General features: G+C 60.6%; 19 protein-coding genes. 7 read left to right on the top strand and 12 right to left on the bottom strand.

Annotated features, from left to right (window positions below):
- Nucleotides 1-38: 38 nt before the first annotated feature.
- The 10 genes from PMI07_RS13810 to PMI07_RS13855 all read right to left on the bottom strand — a co-directional run bounded on the left by PMI07_RS13810 (nt 39) and on the right by PMI07_RS13855 (nt 8,560).
- On the bottom strand, nt 39-617 hold the full coding sequence (locus PMI07_RS13810) for a cysteine hydrolase (protein WP_007752258.1): 579 nt from the start codon (nt 615-617) through the stop codon (nt 39-41).
- 78 nt (nt 618-695) lie between these two features.
- The gene (locus PMI07_RS13815; RefSeq protein WP_245277136.1) at nt 696-1,388 is read right to left on the bottom strand and encodes a GntR family transcriptional regulator; all 693 of its coding nucleotides are present in this window, start codon (nt 1,386-1,388) and stop codon (nt 696-698) included.
- Between the two features lie 12 nt (nt 1,389-1,400).
- Entirely contained in the window at nt 1,401-2,240 is an 840-nt protein-coding gene (locus tag PMI07_RS13820) for an N-acyl homoserine lactonase family protein (RefSeq protein ID WP_007752266.1), read from the bottom strand.
- A complete protein-coding gene (locus tag PMI07_RS13825; protein WP_007752267.1) occupies nt 2,233-2,985 on the bottom strand; it encodes an ABC transporter ATP-binding protein in 753 nt (250 codons plus the stop codon). The genes PMI07_RS13820 and PMI07_RS13825 overlap by 8 nt, the downstream gene beginning before the upstream one ends.
- Nucleotides 2,978-3,754 (bottom strand): ABC transporter ATP-binding protein, encoded by a 777-nt coding sequence (locus PMI07_RS13830; RefSeq protein ID WP_007752269.1) that lies wholly within the window; start codon nt 3,752-3,754, stop codon nt 2,978-2,980. The genes PMI07_RS13825 and PMI07_RS13830 overlap by 8 nt, the downstream gene beginning before the upstream one ends.
- Nucleotides 3,754-4,740 (bottom strand): branched-chain amino acid ABC transporter permease, encoded by a 987-nt coding sequence (locus PMI07_RS13835; RefSeq protein WP_007752270.1) that lies wholly within the window; start codon nt 4,738-4,740, stop codon nt 3,754-3,756. The genes PMI07_RS13830 and PMI07_RS13835 overlap by 1 nt, the downstream gene beginning before the upstream one ends.
- Nucleotides 4,733-5,632: a branched-chain amino acid ABC transporter permease gene (locus PMI07_RS13840; RefSeq protein WP_007752272.1), complete on the bottom strand. Its 900-nt coding sequence runs from the start codon at nt 5,630-5,632 to the stop codon at nt 4,733-4,735. Before PMI07_RS13840 ends, PMI07_RS13835 begins: the two co-directional genes overlap by 8 nt.
- Nucleotides 5,629-6,525 (bottom strand): NAD(P)-dependent oxidoreductase, encoded by an 897-nt coding sequence (locus PMI07_RS13845; protein ID WP_007752275.1) that lies wholly within the window; start codon nt 6,523-6,525, stop codon nt 5,629-5,631. Before PMI07_RS13845 ends, PMI07_RS13840 begins: the two co-directional genes overlap by 4 nt.
- 4 nt (nt 6,526-6,529) lie before the next feature.
- A complete protein-coding gene (locus PMI07_RS13850; protein WP_007752278.1) occupies nt 6,530-7,279 on the bottom strand; it encodes an SDR family NAD(P)-dependent oxidoreductase in 750 nt (249 codons plus the stop codon).
- Nucleotides 7,280-7,345: 66 nt separating this feature from the next.
- Entirely contained in the window at nt 7,346-8,560 is a 1,215-nt protein-coding gene (locus PMI07_RS13855; RefSeq protein WP_007752281.1) for an ABC transporter substrate-binding protein, read from the bottom strand.
- A gap of 288 nt (nt 8,561-8,848) precedes the next feature.
- Between PMI07_RS13855 and PMI07_RS13860 the strand changes: the two genes are divergently transcribed.
- The gene (locus PMI07_RS13860; RefSeq protein ID WP_007752285.1) at nt 8,849-10,078 is read left to right on the top strand and encodes a CoA transferase; all 1,230 of its coding nucleotides are present in this window, start codon (nt 8,849-8,851) and stop codon (nt 10,076-10,078) included.
- 108 nt (nt 10,079-10,186) lie between these two features.
- Nucleotides 10,187-10,387, top strand: a complete 201-nt coding sequence (locus PMI07_RS13865; RefSeq protein ID WP_007752288.1) for a hypothetical protein — start codon at nt 10,187-10,189, stop codon at nt 10,385-10,387.
- A 69-nt stretch (nt 10,388-10,456) separates the two neighbouring features.
- Here PMI07_RS13865 and PMI07_RS13870 read toward each other — a convergent pair whose 3' ends face one another.
- A complete protein-coding gene (locus PMI07_RS13870) occupies nt 10,457-10,915 on the bottom strand; it encodes a MarR family transcriptional regulator (protein WP_007752297.1) in 459 nt (152 codons plus the stop codon).
- Nucleotides 10,916-11,253: 338 nt separating this feature from the next.
- Nucleotides 11,254-12,120: a GntR family transcriptional regulator gene (locus tag PMI07_RS13875; RefSeq protein WP_007752300.1), complete on the bottom strand. Its 867-nt coding sequence runs from the start codon at nt 12,118-12,120 to the stop codon at nt 11,254-11,256.
- A 109-nt stretch (nt 12,121-12,229) separates the two neighbouring features.
- On the opposite strand from PMI07_RS13875, the gene PMI07_RS13880 reads away from it, so the two are divergent.
- From PMI07_RS13880 to PMI07_RS13900, 5 genes are read left to right on the top strand one after another with little or no spacing between them, the layout of a single operon-like run.
- Complete coding sequence (locus tag PMI07_RS13880; protein WP_007752302.1) at nt 12,230-13,390, top strand: C45 family peptidase; 1,161 nt, start codon at nt 12,230-12,232, stop codon at nt 13,388-13,390.
- Nucleotides 13,391-13,425: 35 nt separating this feature from the next.
- On the top strand, nt 13,426-14,994 hold the full coding sequence (locus tag PMI07_RS13885) for an ABC transporter substrate-binding protein (protein WP_024163799.1): 1,569 nt from the start codon (nt 13,426-13,428) through the stop codon (nt 14,992-14,994).
- Between the two features lie 3 nt (nt 14,995-14,997).
- Nucleotides 14,998-15,951, top strand: coding sequence for an ABC transporter permease (locus PMI07_RS13890; RefSeq protein WP_024163800.1), 954 nt, complete (start codon nt 14,998-15,000; stop codon nt 15,949-15,951).
- Complete coding sequence (locus tag PMI07_RS13895; RefSeq protein ID WP_007767912.1) at nt 15,948-16,763, top strand: ABC transporter permease; 816 nt, start codon at nt 15,948-15,950, stop codon at nt 16,761-16,763. Before PMI07_RS13890 ends, PMI07_RS13895 begins: the two co-directional genes overlap by 4 nt.
- Nucleotides 16,763-18,370, top strand: a complete 1,608-nt coding sequence (locus PMI07_RS13900) for an ABC transporter ATP-binding protein (RefSeq protein WP_007767913.1) — start codon at nt 16,763-16,765, stop codon at nt 18,368-18,370. Before PMI07_RS13895 ends, PMI07_RS13900 begins: the two co-directional genes overlap by 1 nt.
- The last annotated feature ends 54 nt before the right edge of the window (nt 18,371-18,424 follow it).

Below are 18,424 nucleotides of genomic sequence, written 5' to 3' on the forward strand. Positions count from 1 at the left end.
ATGACCACATTATAATGCATTATATTCTGAAGTGCCGCCTACAACGATACCGAGGAAGAGGTTGCAATCCCGGCAAACCGGCGCAGGCCCGCAAGTGCGTATTCATGTTCCTCGTCAGTCGCTCCGGCGCAGCAGTCTTCTAGAACGACGCATTCGAAGTCGCGGTCATGACCTTCACGCGCCGCGGCCTGAACGACGCCGTTGGTCGAAACGCCGCTCAGCACAAGTCGCCTGATTCCCTTTGCGCTGAGGAGAGGAAGCAGGGCCGTGCCGTAAAAGGGACTGACGCGATGCTTGATGATGTCCGCATCGCCTGGCTGCGGCGCAAAATCTTCGAAAACCTCGGTTCCCCAGCCGCCCAGCTTGAAGAGGCCATTGTCTCTGGCACGCGAAAACACAGGGGAATTCGGCGGGCATTCGCGGTAATCGGGCGAGAAGCCGACCCGCACATATCCGACCATGGTGCCTGCCTCGCGCGCTTTACGGATCGCGAGCCTGGTGTTCTCGTAGACATTGCGCTCGCCGCATTTCACCACATAGGTCTTCGCGCCCGCGCCGTCGGGATGTACGAGGTCGTTGATCATGTCCATGACGAGCAGGATCGTATCAGAAGGCATGGAAGGGCTCCTTGGCTGGTATCGTGGTCGGAATGGAACCGCGACGAAAAGCCATCCAGGAGGCACCTGCCTGCCTTGTCAGCTGGCGTAATTGGCCTTGAACTCGTCCCATCCGGCACGGATGTGGACCCGCAGCGCGGAGAGCATTGCGGCTTCGTCGCGGACGATAATGGCGCTGAGCATTTCCCGATGCTCGGCCGAAGCTCGTTCGATGCGGTTGTCGAGCTTGTTGATCAGGTCGAACGGGTAGCGAGCCCATAGAATGCGGACAAATTGCAGGGTCTGCGGCAAGCCCGACGCCATATAGATCGCTTCGTGGAAACGGTAGTTGATCAGCCGAACCGCTTCGCGATCTCCATTGACGGCGGCTTGTTCGATCTGCTGCTGAAGTTCCCGGAGTTCCTCCACGTTCTGCGAGGTCAGGTGCTTCAAGGCAGCGAGCGCCAGTTTCGATTCCAGCGTGACACGCAGGTCCACGATCTCCTCGGTGGCGCCCATGTCGAATGGCGCAACCACCGCGCCACGATGAGAGTCTCCCAGCACGAAGCCTTCGGCTTCCAAAAGTTTGATCGCTTCGCGAACCGGCGTGATGCTGGTTCCGATCATCTGGGCCAGCTCCGCCTGCTTCAGCTTGGAACCACGCGGGAAACGCCCAGAGATAATTCCCTCCCGAAGGAAGTCCGCGACAAACTCTTCTTTCGTCCGATGCTTCACGCGTAAGCCTTTCATGTCCGATGACCATTTCGGACTTACCGCGAAGATGGTGCACAATGCAATGTTCCATCATCCGGTATTGCCCCCGGCGGCAGGCGGAAGATCGACCCGCAGCACCTTCTCCTTCAATGGCTCGCTGGCGGCTGGGTAGATCTGCACGATCCGCGGATCGTGGGCCGGTAGGACATGATCATCGCTGTCGGCAAGCTCGCGGATACGTTCGTGGCCGGCAATCATGTCGGAAAGGTTGAATGCGACGGAGAACGGAATTCCCCGCTCGTATTCCTCATAATAGTGCAGCGCATCCGACGCCAGCACCACCCAGCCGCGCGCTGTTTTCACGCGCACAACCTCCTGACCGGCGCAATGGCCGCCGACCCAGTGCACGGAAACACCGTCGGCAATCTCATGATCACGGCCGTGCAGGGTGAGCCGGCCGGCATGCAGCAGATGCACGAGGCGGGCGAGTTCATCCGGCTCATAGGCGCGTCGAAACCAGGGTCGTTGCATCCAGGGACCAGTGACGTAACTCATTTCCTCCGCCTGCATCAGGAAATGAGCGTTTTCCAAAGCATCGAGATGCCCCAGATGATCGTAATGCGCATGCGTCAGGATGACCGTGTCCACCGACGCCGGATCGATCTCCAGCGCTTTCCAGGCCTCGACTGGAGTGCAGAGGATATCGTGCCCATGCCTCGAAGCCTTTTCGGGATCCATGCCCGTGTCAACGACGATCAGCTTGCCTTGGGCCTTCAGCACCCAGCAATAGAAGTCCATCGGCATGGGGTCTGCGGGGCGTTTTTCGAGAATGAAATTTTCTCCCCGCGTGCGACGCGGGTTGTTGCCGTAGCGGATCGCATAGATTTCCCAAAGGGTATGGCCTTCGGTCATGATCGTCTTGTCAGGCATGTTCCGTTACGACCTCCGTCTCCGACGCTCCCAGATAGGCGTCGATCGCCTGCTGGCGGGCGGCTTCGTCCTTCAACTCCTCGGCTCTGCGACGGCCCACGATCCGTCCGCTTCGCAGGAAGTGGAGATCGTCGCAAAGGCGCATCGTCATTCGGAGGTTCTGTTCGACCAGCACGATGGCCAGATCGCCTTCGCCACGGATCGCCGCGAGCCTTTCGAATACCCTTCTGATCAGAAGCGGCGCCAGCCCGAGCGAAGGTTCATCCAGGAGCAGGAGCCTCGGCCCCGACATCAGGCCGCGACCGATCGCGAGCATCTGCTGCTCACCGCCGCTAAGCCGCCAGGCACCTCCATCCACTTTATTGGCAATTTCGGGAAACAATTCGAGCACGGTGTCCATCCGCCTGCGACGCTCGCCCGTCGACACTTGATAGCCGCCGAGGACAAGGTTCTCGCGGACGCTGAGTTCACCGACGATCTCGCGCCTCTCAGGCACATAGACGATGCCGCGCCTGACCCGCTCCCGGATGGGCAGCTCGCCGATCGACAACCCGTCGTAGACGATGTCACCTTTGGCGGAAATCAGCCCAGCCACCGCCTTCATGATCGATGACTTGCCGGCGCCATTTGCACCAAGCAGCGCGGTGACCTTTCCGGGCTCCACGTCGAAGCTGACATTCTCGACGGCCTGTGCGGACGCTCCATAGAATACCGACAGGTTTTTGACGGACAACAGGTTAGTCATCGTCGCTCCCCAGATAGATCGAAACCACGTTCTCATTACGGCGTACCGCCTCGGGCGGGCCGCACGTGACGACTTCGCCGAAATTGATCACGTAGATCCGGTCGCAGAGCGACATGACGAGATCCATATCGTGCTCGACGATGACCATCACCAGATCCGGTGAGGCGATCCTGCGCAGCGTCTGGGTGAGATCGCGCGTTTCGGCATTGTTCAGACCCGCAGCCGGCTCGTCCAGGAGAAGGACGGACGGCTTGCCGACGATAGCGCGGGCGATTTCCACCAGCCTCTGCATGCCGGGCGGCAATTGCTGCGGAAAAAGATCCCTCGCATCGGCGAGACCGAGGCTTGCCAGCGCCTCGACTGCCGCATTCTGCATCTCCCCGGTCTCGCGGCGCCCGCGCGACAGCGGCAGGAGAGCATCCAGCCAACCGGCATGGTAGTTTCGGGCGAGACCCATCATCACGTTTTCAACCACCGTGAGATCAGGGCACAGCGCGACCGTTTGAAAGCTGCGCACTACACCGCGGGACGCTCGGGATGCGGGCGACAGGCCATCGAGCGGGCGGCCGTCGAATGTGATCGAACCGCCCTGAGGCTGATAGGCACCGGTCAGGCAGTTGAACAGGCTGGTCTTGCCCGCACCGTTGGGGCCGATGAGGCCCGTGACCTCGCCGGCGCAGAATTCGACGGAGAGGCCGCGCAGAACTTTGATCCCACCGAACGAAAGCGCGATATTCTCGCCCCTGAGGGCCCTCGTCCTCTGGTCCATCATCGTTTCCCCCGGCGTTGTGTGGCCATCGCCGCCAGCTTCGGCGCAAAATGTCCGGAAAGGACGACAGCGATCAGCGCGAGGCCGTAGAAGACCGGGATCCAGGCTCCCGAGCCGGACAGGAGTTGCGGGGCGAGCGTCAGAAAAGCTCCGCCGATCAGTGCCCGGGTCAGGCTCAGCCCATAAAAGCTGACGACGGAACCGACCAGCAAAAAGACCGACGACCAGAACGTATATCCCGTCGGCGACACTGCCGAGCTGGCAAAGGCCAGCATGGCGCCCGACACCGCAGCAATGCCGCCGCTGATGCCCATGATGCTGACGCGTGCCCAGGACCTGCGCGTGCCGAAGGCGTCCGCCGCCGCCGGATGGGAGCGGGCCAGCAGGAGGGCGCGGCCCTGGCGCGACTGCCTCAACCGGCTGAGCACGTAGACGACTGCGGCAAGTGCCGCGAGCGGCACGTAATAGCGTTGCAACTCGATCGCGATGCCGGGAATGACGGGCTTGGAGACATACAGTCCCTCAAACCCGCCTGTCCACCGATCGCCGCTGATGATGATTTCCGGCAGGGCCAGCGCCAGCGCCATCGTCGACACGGCAAGATAGATCCCCGAAATCCGGCGGGATGGCCAGGCAAACAGGATGCCGAACAGGACGCCGGCGATAACCGCCACAGGCAGTGAAACCAAAAGCGGCAAACCAAGCCGCGCCTCGATGATCGCCACCGAATAGGCACCGATGGCCGCGAAGAAGCTATGCCCGATCGAGACCTCTCCGCCATAACGGACCAGAGCGCTGACCGAAAGAACGCCGATACTGTTGGCAAAGCACAGTCCGAGCGCGTAGCTCCACGAGCCTGTGACGAAGAGCGGCAGCAGAACGAGCGCCGCGATCACGACGACATTCGCGGCGGCACCCGTCGCAAGTGCTCGAAGTCCGGCCATGTTGGCACGTTCGCCGTCCAGGGCGATAATGCTGTCAGACACGGTTGCCTCCTGCCTTTGCAAAGATGCCGTTCGGGAAAATGTTCAGAGCCGTCAGAATGACGATCAGCAGGAATGTGTTGGTGAATTCCGGCGATACGTAGAAGGTGAACAGGTTCATCAGGATGCCAATGAGAATGCCGCCAACCAGTGCGCCGGGCAGGCTGGCGAAACCACCCAGCACGGCCGCCGCGAAGGCCTGCAGCATGAAGGTTGCAACCGTCGTTGCGCTGAGGAACGTGGTCGGCACGATCAGCAATGCCCCGACGACACCGAGGACGGCGGAAACGATCCATGCGAACAGATGGACTGAACGCAGGTTGAGGCCACAGATTTCGGCCGCAACGGGATTTGCCGAGATAGCCCGAAAGGCAACGCCCAGTTTCGAATAGTCGATGATGAGGAAAAGGCCGACGATCGTGACGACTGCAACCGTCAGAACCGTGAGATCGTAGCCGGTGATACGCAGCCCCAGGGTCGTGGCGCTGAAGCGCGGCAAGGGAAGATCGAGAGGCACGATATCGGCGCCGAATACCAGCAAGGTAACGCCCTGCGCGATCAGGCCGATGCCGAGGGTGGTGATCGTCGCCGTCAGATCCGATTCCGCCATGATCGGCGCGATGATCGCATAGCTGAGGAACGCGACCGCCACGACCGCGACGACCGCCAGCAGCACCGCCACTCCCCAGGATAGGCTGAGCAGAACACCGCTGGAAAAACCATAGATCAGGAATGCCGCCAGCCCCGCGACGTTTCCGTGCGAGAAATTCACCACGCGCGAACTCTTGAAGATCATCACCAGCCCGAGTGCGCCGAGCGCATAGAGGCAGCCGGTGACGACGCCCGACCAGATCAGCGGAAATAAATCGAGCAGAAGGTCGGGTACGGAGTTCATGCCGAAACCTCCGACATCGTACCGTCCTCGACCAGGCGGATCACGCCCGGAAAATAGCGCCCGCCCAGGCCCCTCTCGACAGCGGCCTCGTAATAGCGCCTGACGGTTTCGGCAGCCTTGATCGTAACGCCGGTTTCCGCCGCCAGTTGAAACACGTAGTCGATATCCTTCAGCACATATTCCGGCGGAAACGACCGTTCGGGAAACTCACGCGGCAGCATTGCCTTGCGGCCATGGTTTCGCAGCACGAAGCTGTCGCCCGATCCTTTCGAGACGGCATCGAGCAAGGTCTCCGGCGCCACCCCTGCCCGCTCGCCGAGCACCATCATCTCGGCAAGCGTTACGACATGCTCGAATACCAGCATGTTGTTGACCAGCTTCAGCACTTGCCCCGTGCCGACCTCGCCGCCATGGGTGATGTCGGTCGCTACATAGTCCAGGATCGGCTTGATACTGGCGAACACGCCTTCGGATGCGCCGACCATGATGCTGAGTTCGCCGCGCTGCGCCGCTTCGCGGGTACGGGCGACGGGAGCGTCGGCGAAATGCAGTCCCTGCGGCTGCAGATCCGCTGCGATCTTGCGGGCAAGCGCCACCGGCGTGGTCGACAGATCGACGATCGTAGAACCGGACCTGGCATGTTTCGCCACCTCGCTGGTCACGGCCTCCACCTGCGGCCCGCCCGGCAGAGACATGAAGATGAAATCAGCGTCGCCGGCCAGCGAGGCGACGGATGCCTGACGTTCCGCTTTGGTGTCGACCAGGATTTCGAAAGCCTGCTCGTTCATGTCGAAGGCGATCACGCGTCCGGCGTGCTTGAGCGCCATGTTGCGACACATAGGGCCACCCATGACGCCGAGCCCGATAAATCCGATGGTAGAATTGCTGGTCATTGCTTCAATCCATCAACATTCCGCCGTTCACATCGAGGACCGTTCCGGTGATCCAGTTCGATGCAGGCGAGCAAAGGAATAAGATTGCCTGGGCGATGTCTTCCGGCTGGCCATAACGGCCAAGCGGCACGTTGCCGTTTGCCGACGGTGCGGCGCGCTGTGTCACCTTGTTCCACATCGGGGTTTCGACCGGGCCGGGCGCGATGACGCTGGCATAAACGCCCTGCGCCGCACCGGCCTTGGCCACCCATTTCATCAATCCATGCACGGCGGATTTGGCCGCGACATAGGCGGGGCCGGAAGCGACACCGCCGATCTTGGCCGCAATAGAGCCCAACGCAACGATCTTTCCGCCGCCGCTCTCCGCCATCAGCGGGAATGCTTCACGGACTGGATTGACGACGCCCATGAGGTTGACGTCGAGCATCGCGCGCCATTCCTCATCCGTCGATTCCGTCAACGGGCGATGCGTGATCGTGCCAGCGCAAAGGACGAGGATGTCGAGTTGCCGATGGCGCCGGATGAGGTCGGCGATCACGGTCTTGGTTTCGTCCGAGGACGTTACGTCATATCGGCGGTATTCAATGGATGCGTGATAGAAATCTGCCTGTTCCGCGATATCCGTCGCGATGACAGTTGCCCCTGCCTCGGCCAGCGCCTGGGCGGTGGCCTTGCCTATACCGCCTGCGGCACCGGTGACGAGGGCGACACGGCCATCGAGCCGTGCAGGCGAACTGATCGGGATGTTTATCATTGGCTCCTCCATTCATGATATCGCCCCCCGCCCCCAGGAGGGCGGGAGATTTTCTCGTCGAGGAGCTTACTGGGCAGGCGCGTCAAAGACGGCGACCGGATAGGGCTTGAAGTCGCGCACGAGTTCGAACTTACCGCCTTTCGCCTGAATGATGCCTTCCTTGCGCGTACCGCGGTGGTCTCCAGGCTTGAACGACACGCCCTGCGCTCCTCCCACGGAGGCGTTGTTCAAATTATCCAGGGCCGCGATCAGGCTTTCACCGGTCAGCGGCTTGCCGCTATCCAACAATGCTTCGAAGCCCTTTGCAAACAACGCTGCGTTGCTCCAGCCATTGAGACCGAAAACACCCACCGGATCGCCGGGATAATATTTCGTCACCGCCTCACGGTAAGCCTTGACGCCCGGCTCCTCGCTGCTGACCGGCAGCAGCCAGGACGAGAAATAGGTGCCATCCAGAAGGTCGCCCGCGAGCTTGACGGTGGAAGGGTCGGCCGTGAAGAACGGCGCGAACCATTTCACTTTCAGCCCCTGCAAGTCCGCCGCCTTGAGAGCGGCCGCAAGATTGGCGTTTGAACCGAAGAGAATGACGGCCTCCGCACCGGAATTCGCGACACGGCGAATGTGCGGGCTGAAGCTGGTTGTCTTGACGTCGAAGGGCACGGATTCAGCCGGCTCGATGCCGAGCTCCTTCATGTAGAGATCGAAGCCGCGCTTGGCGGATTTTCCCAGCTCGTCGTTTTCCCAGAGCAAGGCGATTTTCTTCAGCCCCAGATCCTTGACGGCATAATCGACGTTCGACGCGGCGGACCACCCGTAGTCGGGCAGCAGCGGGAAAACGTTAGGCTCGACGAAGAAGGCGCTGGCGCCTCCGATCGGCCCAATCATCGGAACCTTCTTTTCCTTGGCATAGGGAATGGCCGCAACATTGGTGGCCGTGCCGACGGGTGCTGCGAGCGCGAATGCTCCGTCGTCCTCGACGAGCTTGCGGCTTACGGCAACGCTGCGTGCGGGATCATAACCGTCATCATAGGTAATATAGTTGACCTTCCATCCCTTGATGCCGCCGGTCTCGTTCAGATGCTTGAAGTAAGCATCTGCGGCATGGGTCAGCACCGAGTAGAAAGGAACCGGCCCGGTCACGGGCGTAAAGGCGCCGACCGTGACCACTTTCTTTTCCGTGTCAATTCCCTTTTGCTGAGCGGCGGCTGTGCCTACGCTCCCCAACGTCAGCACGAGCGCGCTCACAGCTATCCCGAGCGTTCCTGCGATACCTGGCAACATATCGACCTCCCATCGAACTTGACCAACCATCATTTCAAGGCCGGACCGTAAAATAACAACTGCACCCGGTCAACATAAAATGCATTATGCAGTGCAGCAATTACTTGATGGTCGAGATAATATGGCCGCATATTGAGTGCGCAATACGAAAATCAATCCGTAAATAATGTTTAATAACCATATATTTATGATATTAAAGGCGAGAATGAACTATCTCCGTCAGCGTCGACCATTGCGCATGATATAAAATGCATTATTATCATCGAAACGAACGCAAAGGAGAACGCTGTGGGAGTGCTTGCGAACAAGACGGTGCTGGAACTGGGGAGCATGATCGCTGCTCCTTTCGCGACCCACATCCTTGGTCAGCTCGGTGCGGAGATCATAAAGATCGAGCCACCAGGCGGCGAAACGACCCGCAGGCTTGTCCGCGGCGGCCCCAGCGGCACCTACATCGCTTACAATCGCGGCAAGAAAAGCATTTGCCTCAATCTGCAATCCGAGGATGGCGCCCGGATTTTCCGCTCCCTTGTGGCAAAGGCCGACATGCTCGTACACAACCTTTCGCCCAGCGCTGCCCGTAAGATGAAGGTCACTTTCGAGGAATGCGAGGCGATCAATCCTCGCATCGTCTTCTGCCACATCAAGGGCTACGGACCCGGGCCACTCTCTGAAGAGATCGCGTCCAATCCAATTGCGGAGGCCGCGACCGGCGTGATGTTCGCAAATCGCACCAACGGGAAACCGTCGAGGCTCGGCCCTTCGTACCACGACCAGTTTGCCGGTTGCTATGCGGTGATCGGCGTGCTGTCCGCCCTGCTCGATCCCGATGCATCAAGGGAGAGGCGCAATATCGAGCTCGGCCTTTACGAGACCGGCCTGCACATCGCCGCAAGAGAACTCGTCGGTGTCCAGCTCAAGTCTCAGATCACCGGCAAGGCGGAACAGGAGCCCTCTCCGGAATTCAGCATGCCGGGCTACGGCGCCTACGAGACGGCGGATGGACGGTGGATCTATCTGGTCATGCTCACCGATGATCACTGGCGAAAATTCTGCCGGGCGGCGGTGCTCGAGGTCGATCCCGAGCTTGCGACGCTTCGCCAGAGACGCAAGCACAGGGCGGTGGTCGAGGACATCGTCACCCAAAACGTCAAGCGTTTCTCATTCGAGGAATGGACGGGATCGCTGGCTGCGGCGGGCGTCGGATTCACCGAGGTCCTTTCGGCCGACAAGGTCCTCGACGCGAAACAGGCCCGGACGCCCGCCAAATACAGCAGCATACCGTTCTCGTCCTTCACTTTCGAGGCGCCGGATTTTCCGGTTGCCGCTTCCTTGGCGACCGAAGGCCTGGTTGCCCCGCCGCCCCTGCTCGGAGAACACACCGTGCCGCTGCTCCGAGAAGCCGGTCACTCGGATGCCGAGATCAAAACACTTGTCGAGGCCGGCACAGTCGTAACTGCCAGCGACGACGATGACCTGTGGAACATGCGGACCGAGGCCTTGGCTTTGGCGCGATAACAACTGGTCTTCCATCTGCAGGGCCGGTCGCAAAACGCCTCGATCGGTCCCGATAACCGGCATATTCGGCGCAGCTGATTCGTTCGGATCCGGGAAAGGCCGGCGCTCATGCACCAGCAATATTTTGCCCAGAGCGACGCTCAACTCGTGATCGCCACGGTCAAGGACCAGTCAACGACAGTGACCTCGCCACCCACACTCACGCAGCAGTGCAAGCAGAATGCGGACGTTATGTTTGGCCTCGCTCACGAGGTCGAAAGCGTCGCCTATGCCGCCGTGATGGATGCGTATTGGCTTAAACCGAAATGATTTCCGAGCCTCACGCAGACCTGGGTCATTCCGCTTATCCCCTCCCGGAGCCGGGGGCTTCTGAGGGGATCAGGGTTTCGCAGTCGTACCGATGCGGGCGACGCGTTCGAGGTAATCGACGATGACGTCCAGTTGCTCCTCCGAATACCTCTCCGTCACCTTGGCATATTGCGCCCTGAGCTCCTCCAGCAACTGGATAGGCTGCGCTGCGGCTTTCCGATCCAGAGAGATCAGAACGCTTCGGCGATCCCCCGGATTTTCGCTTCGCGTTACGTACCCAAATCGCTGCAGACGATCCAGGAGTGCCGTCCCAGTGGCCGATGTGATGCCGAGATATGCGATGATCTCCTTCGGGCTTACGGGTGCATCCGCACTGCCGAGGAAGGAAATGCACCGCAGATCCGTGGGGTGGATCTTGCCTTCTCGAGCCGCCGCATCGAGCGATTCTTCGGCCTTGTGAAGCATCCCGCCAAGCGCTCTGCCAAGGCGAACAAGCCGCTGTTCCCGCGATGACAGTTTTCGCGCCATGCTCACGCTCTCGGTTGTTGCAGCAATAACGTTTTAACCCTCAAAAAGGGGAAGGCAAGGCTTTGCCACGCTACTCATAAATGGAGAACGCTCAGGCTGGGGGCTATTCAGTCGTCGTGGCGCTCCCATGTAAAATCTGGCCCGCTGTGCTTCCCTCCACTCCAAGGAAAACGATGTACCATTAGCATGTCGCATCTATTCGGCCTCATAGCCTGCCGCTTTGAAGAAGTTTCGGCATTCTGTCACCATGGGCTGAAAGCTTGCTGCTAGGCGGGTGGCCCTGTTTGGCGGCGGCAAGCGAACCGGTTGATGATTTTTATCACACAAAATTCATTATCTTACTTGGATGTCTCTCGTGCGCCCATCAGGTGTCTACGCATCAGGGCTGCCGCGATTTCATTCTCGCCACGCTCCAGCCGGTCGAGGATCTCCAGATGCTCGCGACAGGTTACAGCCACGCGGGCGGAGCCGTGCTGCCAGTTGTAGTTCGAGAGGCGCCGGAGCTGGTTCTGGCGATGCATTGCTTCTTTGATGTATCGATTCCCGGAGGCCGCACTGATACCCAGGTGAAACTCCGCATTCATCTCAAAAAGCGTGACGCTCGATGTGTCGGTCCAAGGTGCCGTCATAATCGCTTCGTGCCTTGATCGCATCGACTTCATCCAGTCCGCTGAAAGCGAGAATTCAGGCGAAAGGATCGCCGCGCATTCGATCAACTGCCGAAAATCATAGCTCTCCTCTCGGGCGCGGGAATCGCGGACGGGATCGAAGAACTGCCAGCCATAGCCCTGCCGGCGCTCAATGACGCCTAGGCCCTCGAGCTTGATCAGCGCCTGGCGCACCGGCGTTCGCTCCCGGCCGGTGAGCCGCATCAGCTCGAGTTCCGCGAATTGTTCGGGCAACGCTCCTTCGCGGCGTAGCCTAGCAATTGCGATCAGCAGATCTTCGTCGCCAGATAGCGTCTCAAGTTTTTCAACGCGCGGCGGGATCGAAGCCAGCATCATGCCCCGGTTGGGCTCATGCTGCACGAAGCCTTCTTCCGCCAGCATTTCCAGTGCGATGCGCACCGGCGTGCGTGAAACGCTGAGCCGGTCGGCAAGCTGGTTCTGACGCAGCCGCGCGCCAGGCTGGAGATGGTCGTCATGGATGACGTCGATGATGCGGCGCATCAGGTCCTGCTGAAGAGGCGTGCTCGCATCCGACATTTTCCGCTTGCCTTCCTGTCAGTTTTGGTTTTTGTTTTATGAAATACTTTTTTGGCGAAGGCAATCCCGGTTTGTCCGCGCCACCATTCAGCATCTGGAACAAGCCGTCATGACCTTACCTCTTCCCTGCCCGCTCATCGAAGTTTCTGGTACCCCGTTCGAACGGGGTCAACAATATGGCGAGCAGGCCGCGGAACGTATTCTCAGAGGCATCGAACATTACAAGCTTCAGCTGCATTCCTCGGGCCTGAAGGACAGTGACCTTGCCGCGATGATCGATCGTTTCGCCGGCGCGGTCGAGAATTACGGCAGCCAGTATATCGAGGAAATGCGCGGCATCGCCAAGGCGGTGAATACCGATCTCGCAGCGATCCTCCTGCTCAACGCTCGCACCGAAATTCTCAAGCTCGCGCGCCGCAGGGAAAAGGGGCAGGCGGACTTCATACAGTCTGACGGCTGCACGGGCGTCTTCGTCATGCCGCAGGCCAGCCGTGACGAGGTCTTCATCCACGCCCAGAACTGGGACTGGAAGGCAGAATGCGCCGAGACTGCGGTCGTGCTGAAGATCAACCGGGAGGACGGGCCGGATATCATCACATTCACGGAAGCCGGCGGCCTCGCGCGCACCGGCTTCAATGCCGCCGGCATCTCCATCAGCGGCAACTATCTCGAAACCGATCGGGACTACCGCGAACTCGGCGTGCCGCTCGCCATCATCCGCCGCAAAGTTCTGGAACAGGATCATCTGGCAATGTCGATGCAGGCCGTCTACGGTACCCGCAAATCAGCCTCCAACAACATGATGATCGGCCACGCACATGGCGTCGCGATCGATTTCGAATGCGCGCCGGACGAGACCTTCCTCGTCCATCCGCAAAACGGCATGCTGGTGCATGCCAACCACTTCCAGAGCCCGGTCGCGCTGTCGAAGCTGCTCGACAAGGGTGTCCTCAACATGCCGGACTCGCTTTACCGCGACCTCCGCGTCCGCCAGTTGATCGAGCCGCATATCGGCAAGGTCACGGTCGACACCGTAAAGGCCGCGCTGTCCGACACGTTCGAAAGCCCGTGGTCAGTCTGCCGGCCGCCGCGCAAGTCGCTTTCCAACAACCAGTCCGCAACGGTCGCGATGATCGTCATGGTTCCAAGCGAAGGACGCATGGAAGTGGCATTGCTGCCGGCGCTGGGAGCGCATTTCTGGAATTACAGCCTCGACATGAAAATCCGGCCCGTCGAAGAGCCCCGCAAGGCACACACGCACGCGGCCTAACCAAGACCAATAAGGGAACGAGACGGGAGCCTCCAATGAAATATCATAACCTCTTGAAGACCGCGGCGGTAGTGGCGCTGCTGGCCGCCACCGCAGGCACGGCGATGGCACAGGACAAGACGATGCGGGTGCGCATCAATGCCGACATCCGCTCGACCGATCCGGGCGTCAACCGCGACGCCAATAGCGACGCCATTGTGCTGCACATGGTCGAGGGCCTCGTCGGATACAAGGACGACGCATCGATCGCGCCGTTGCTGGCAAAATCGGTCGACGTCTCCGCCGATGGCAAGACCTATACGTTCAAATTGCGCGACGGGTTAAAATTCAGCAATGGCGAACCGCTGACTTCCGCCGATGTGTTGGCCTCTTGGCAACGTTATGTCGATCCGAAGACCGCATGGAGATGCCTCAAGGACGTCACGGGATCGAGCGTCGCGAACGTCACCAATGTGGCGGCACCGGATGCCTCGACTGTTGTCTTCACGCTGGAGAAGCCGACCGCTCTCTTCCTCGCCACCCTCGCGCGCACCGATTGCGGCAGTACCGGCATCTATCAGAAGAGTTCGCTCGATGCGCAGGGCAAGTGGGTGAAGCCAGTCGGCACCGGTCCCTTCATGCTGCAGGAATGGCGCAGCGGACAATATGTCCAGCTCGTCGCCAACCCGAACTACGTCTCCCCCGGCGGCGAACGCACCGGTTATGTCGGCGACAAGACGCCGAAGGTTGCGGCCGTGCGTTTCATGGTCATTCCGGATGATGCGGCGGCCAAGGCCGGGCTTTATTCTGGCGATGTCGATGTCATCAGCGACGTCAACAATGCCGATGTCGAGGAGTTTTCCGCCAGCGATAAGCTGAAGGTGGACAAGGTCGCCAGCATGGGCCTGACCGGCCTCCTCTTCCAGACCCGCGATCCGCTGCTGAAGGACGTCCGAATCCGCAAGGCGCTGCTGCTCTCGCTCGATATCCCGCAGATCTCCGAAGCACTGACGAATGGCCAGTCACCGGCCAACCTTTCGGTCATTCCTGTACCAAGCCCCTATTCCGGCAAGCTGCAAAAGGTAGTCCCGACTCGCAATCTTGAGGAGGCCAAGAAACTGCTGGCAGAAGCCGGATACAAGGGCCAGCCGATCAAGTGGCTTGCGACGAAATTCTATCCGTCGCTCTTCGATGCCGCCGTACTCGTCCAGGCCATGGCGCAGGAAGCCGGAATCAATATCGAGATCGAAACGCTCGATTGGGCAACGCTGCTCGATCGCTATACGGCCGGCAACTATTCGGCCATGTCGTTCACCTATTCCGCCCGCCTCGATCCCTCGCTTTCCTTCGACATGGTCAGCGGCAACAAGGATAAGAGCCCGAACAAGGTCTGGGACAATCCGGAAGGCCTGAAGCTGATCAACGAAAGCACGACCATCAGCGATGACAAGCAGCGCCAGGCACTATTCGACAAGCTGGAAGGCATGATCCGCGCCGATGTGCCGCTGATCCCGCTTTATTCCGGCACCCGCATCGGTGCGGTGCGTGCCAATGTCGAAGGTTACAAGACCTGGCCGGTCGGTTATCCGCGCATGTGGGGCGTTTCTTTCGCGCAAGGAAAGTAGCTCATGCATGCCCTTTCCAAATATGTCGCGAAGCGTCTGTTATGGACGCTTCCGACGCTCTTGATCGTGGCCGTGATGGTGTTCTTCCTGGTGCGGATGATCCCTGGCGATCCCGCCCAGCTGATCCTCGGTGATAGCGCCGGCCCGGAAGAACTGGCCAACCTGCGCGCCAATCTGGGCCTCGACCAGCCAGTGCCGGTCCAGTTCCTCTACTGGCTTGGCAATGTCCTCCGGGGCGACCTTGGCCATTCGATCTCCAATGGTGCGTCCGTGCTGCCGCTGATGCTCGACCGTTTCCAGGTCAGCGCCACCATCGTGCTGGTCGCCGTCGCCCTCGCGACGCTGATGGCTGTTCCGGCCGGGCTTTTCGCGGCATGGCGGCAGAACGAGCATGTCGATATCGCCATCGTCGCCGCATCGACGCTGCTGATGTCGGTTCCGAGTTTCTGGCTCGGCCTCGTGCTTTTGCTGGTCTTCGGTCTGAAGCTCGGATGGCTGCCGGTCGTCGGTTATGTGCCGTTCACCGAAAAGCCCTGGACCGCCATCACCTATGTGATCCTGCCAGTGGTGACGCTGATGCTGATCGAGGTTGGCGTGCTGACCCGCATGATGCGCGCCAGCGCCATCGAAATCCTGCGGCTGGAATATGTCATGCATGCCCGCGCGAAAGGCCTTTCCGAACGCAAGGTCCTGCTGCGCCACGTGCTGCCGAATGCCTTCGCTCCGACCTGGACGATGATCGGGCTGGTGCTCGGCGGGCTACTCGGCGGCATTGCGGTGCTGGAAACCGTCTTCACCTTGCCCGGCCTGGGGCGCCTTCTCGTCGATGCGATCTTCGCTCGCGACTATCCAGTGGTACAGGGATGTCTTCTGTTCACGGCCTTGATCTACGTGATCGTCAATCTGATCGTCGATCTGTGCTATCCGTTGTTCGATCCGCGGATCACCGCCTCATGATCAGGCAACCGGCAAATCTCATCATCGGCTCTCTTCTGTTGATTTTCATCGGCGGCATGGCGCTGCTAGCCCTGTTCTGGACACCTTACGATCCGGCGGCGATCAAGCTGATCGCCAAGCTGAAGCCACCGTCGGCGCAATTCTGGCTCGGCACCGACGAATTCGGCCGCGACGTCGTCTCCCGCCTGATGACCGGCGCGGTGCAGAGCATGACGGTCGCCATCCTGACCGTCGCCTTCGCAATCACCGTCGGCACGATCACCGGACTGATCGCCGGTTACACGCGTGGCCTGGTGGACCGCATCCTGATGGTCTTCAGCGACGCGCTTCTCGCCTTCCCCGGCACCTTGCTGGCCCTCGGCCTGATGGTGATTTCCGGCCCGAACAAATACGGCATCATCCTGGCGCTCGGCATCGCCTATGCCCCGTCGGTGCTGCGCATCGTCCGCGCGAGCGTGCTGTCGACCAGAGAGCGTGAATATGTCGAGGCCTCACGCGTTATCGGCAATTCCGAACTTACTACCATGTTCCGCCATATCCTGCCGAACTGCACGGCGCCGATCGTGGTGCTGGCCACCTCCATGTTCGGCTGGGTGGTGCTGGCGGAAAGCGGCCTGAGCTTCCTCGGGCTCGGTGTTCCACCACCGGCGCCCACCTGGGGCAACATGCTGTCGGCGGCGCGTACCTATATCGAGAAGGCCCCTTGGCTTGGGCTTGCCCCCGGCATCTGCATCTCGCTGACGCTTCTCGGCATCAATCTGCTGGGCGATGCCTTGCGCGACCGCTTCGATCCGAGAATGGAGCAACGGTGATGACTACCGAAACTTCCCGTCCGCTGCTGAGCGTCCGCAATCTCCGCGTTACGACATCCAACGGCCATCCGGTCCTGCACGACGTCTCTTTCGATGTCGAAGCCGGCGGTATCGTCGCGCTGGTCGGCGAGAGCGGCAGCGGCAAGACGGTCGCAGCGCGTGCCGCCATGCGCCTTCTCCCCAAGGCGATCAGCCCGGTTGCCGGTGAAATCCTGTTTGAAGGCCGCGACGTCCTGAAGATGTCGAGTTCTGAAGTGCGCCAGGTTCGCGGCGCGAAGATCGGCATGGTCTTTCAGGAACCGATGGTATCGCTCAACCCGGCGATGACGATCGGCGCACAGCTCGTTGAAGGACTGCGGCTGCATGAGAAGCTCGGCACCGAAGCTGCCCTAGCGCGGGCAACTGAAATGCTGGAACGGGTGAAGATCCCGAACCCCGAAGCCTGCCTTGCCGCCTTCCCTCACCAGTTCTCGGGCGGCATGCGCCAGCGCATCATGCTCGCTTCCGTCATGCTTCTGCGGCCGAAGCTGCTGATCGCCGACGAGCCGACCACCGCGCTCGATACGCTGACCCAGCGCGAGGTTTTGGAAGTAATGGTGGACCTTACCCGCACCTTCGGTACTGCCGTTCTGCTTATCACCCACAATCTCGGCCTCGTCGCGCAATATGCGAAGAAGGTCATCGTTCTCGAACGCGGCAGGCTGATCGAGACGGGACCGGTGGAAGACGTGCTTCACCATCCGAAGGAACAATATACCCGCACCCTGATAGACGCGTTGCCGAAGCGCGATCATGGCCGCAAGCCGCCAGCCGACGCCGCGCCGCTGATCGAGGCCCGTAATGTCGAAGTGACGTTCTCCGGCGCCGGCAACATGTTCAGCACGGCGGAAAAGAAACTCGCCGTGCGCGGCGTGTCGCTCGGTGTACGCCCCGGCGAAGTCGTTGCCGTGGTCGGCGGCTCAGGCTCGGGCAAGACGACGCTCGGACGGGCGATGCTCGGCCTGCTGCCGCTTTCTGGAGGAGACGTATTCTTCCGCGGGCGCCCGATGGCATCTGCCGACCGCTCCGCACTCCGCGACTACCGTCTGCAATGCCAGCTCGTCTTCCAAGACCCTTATTCCTCCCTCGATCCCCGCCAGAAGATTGTCGATATTATCGGCGAACCCCTGGCGCACGGCCCGAAGCTCGGCCGGGCCGAGAAGGCGGAACGGGTAAGCGCCATGCTCGACGAGGTGGGTCTTGCCGGACTTGGCGACCGTTACCCGCATGCTTTGTCCGGTGGGCAAAGGCAGCGCGTTGCGATCGCCCGGGCGGTGATCCGCAATCCCGCTTTCGTCGTCGCCGACGAGCCGGTTTCGGCGCTGGACATGACAATCCAGAAGCAGGTTCTCGATCTCTTCCGCAAACTGCAAGAAAACCACGGCTTCGCCTGCCTGTTCATTTCACACGATCTCGGCGCCGTTTCCCGCGTTGCCGACCGGATCATCGTCATGCAACAGGGTCTGATCGTCGAGGAAGGCAGCGTCAGCCGGATCTTGGATCACCCGCAACACGCCTATACGCAGGCCCTGCTCGAGGCGACACCGACCCTCGGCATAGCGGCGTGACGAGACGAGATTCGACTCGGCAAACACGCGGGCCATCGGCGCCGCGATCGCAGA

The sequence above is a fragment of the Rhizobium sp. CF080 genome (assembly GCF_000282095.2).
Lineage (GTDB): Bacteria > Pseudomonadota > Alphaproteobacteria > Rhizobiales > Rhizobiaceae > Neorhizobium.

Bases quoted from the DNA above. Each gene is read 5' to 3' on its own strand.
- PMI07_RS13820 (WP_007752266.1), bottom strand. From the start codon at position 2,240: ATGCCTGACAAGACGATCATGACCGAAGGCCATACCCTTTGGGAAATC.
- PMI07_RS13830 (WP_007752269.1), bottom strand. From the start codon at position 3,754: ATGGACCAGAGGACGAGGGCCCTCAGGGGCGAGAATATCGCGCTTTCG.
- PMI07_RS13845 (WP_007752275.1), bottom strand. From the start codon at position 6,525: ATGACCAGCAATTCTACCATCGGATTTATCGGGCTCGGCGTCATGGGT.
- PMI07_RS13870 (WP_007752297.1), bottom strand. From the start codon at position 10,915: ATGGCGCGAAAACTGTCATCGCGGGAACAGCGGCTTGTTCGCCTTGGC.
- PMI07_RS13885 (WP_024163799.1), top strand. From the start codon at position 13,426: ATGAAATATCATAACCTCTTGAAGACCGCGGCGGTAGTGGCGCTGCTG.
- PMI07_RS13900 (WP_007767913.1), top strand. From the start codon at position 16,763: ATGACTACCGAAACTTCCCGTCCGCTGCTGAGCGTCCGCAATCTCCGC.
- PMI07_RS13895 (WP_007767912.1), top strand. From the start codon at position 15,948: ATGATCAGGCAACCGGCAAATCTCATCATCGGCTCTCTTCTGTTGATT.
- PMI07_RS13855 (WP_007752281.1), bottom strand. From the start codon at position 8,560: ATGTTGCCAGGTATCGCAGGAACGCTCGGGATAGCTGTGAGCGCGCTC.
- PMI07_RS13810 (WP_007752258.1), bottom strand. From the start codon at position 617: ATGCCTTCTGATACGATCCTGCTCGTCATGGACATGATCAACGACCTC.
- PMI07_RS13890 (WP_024163800.1), top strand. From the start codon at position 14,998: ATGCATGCCCTTTCCAAATATGTCGCGAAGCGTCTGTTATGGACGCTT.
- PMI07_RS13840 (WP_007752272.1), bottom strand. From the start codon at position 5,632: ATGAACTCCGTACCCGACCTTCTGCTCGATTTATTTCCGCTGATCTGG.
- PMI07_RS13865 (WP_007752288.1), top strand. From the start codon at position 10,187: ATGCACCAGCAATATTTTGCCCAGAGCGACGCTCAACTCGTGATCGCC.
- PMI07_RS13875 (WP_007752300.1), bottom strand. From the start codon at position 12,120: ATGTCGGATGCGAGCACGCCTCTTCAGCAGGACCTGATGCGCCGCATC.
- PMI07_RS13880 (WP_007752302.1), top strand. From the start codon at position 12,230: ATGACCTTACCTCTTCCCTGCCCGCTCATCGAAGTTTCTGGTACCCCG.
- PMI07_RS13825 (WP_007752267.1), bottom strand. From the start codon at position 2,985: ATGACTAACCTGTTGTCCGTCAAAAACCTGTCGGTATTCTATGGAGCG.
- PMI07_RS13850 (WP_007752278.1), bottom strand. From the start codon at position 7,279: ATGATAAACATCCCGATCAGTTCGCCTGCACGGCTCGATGGCCGTGTC.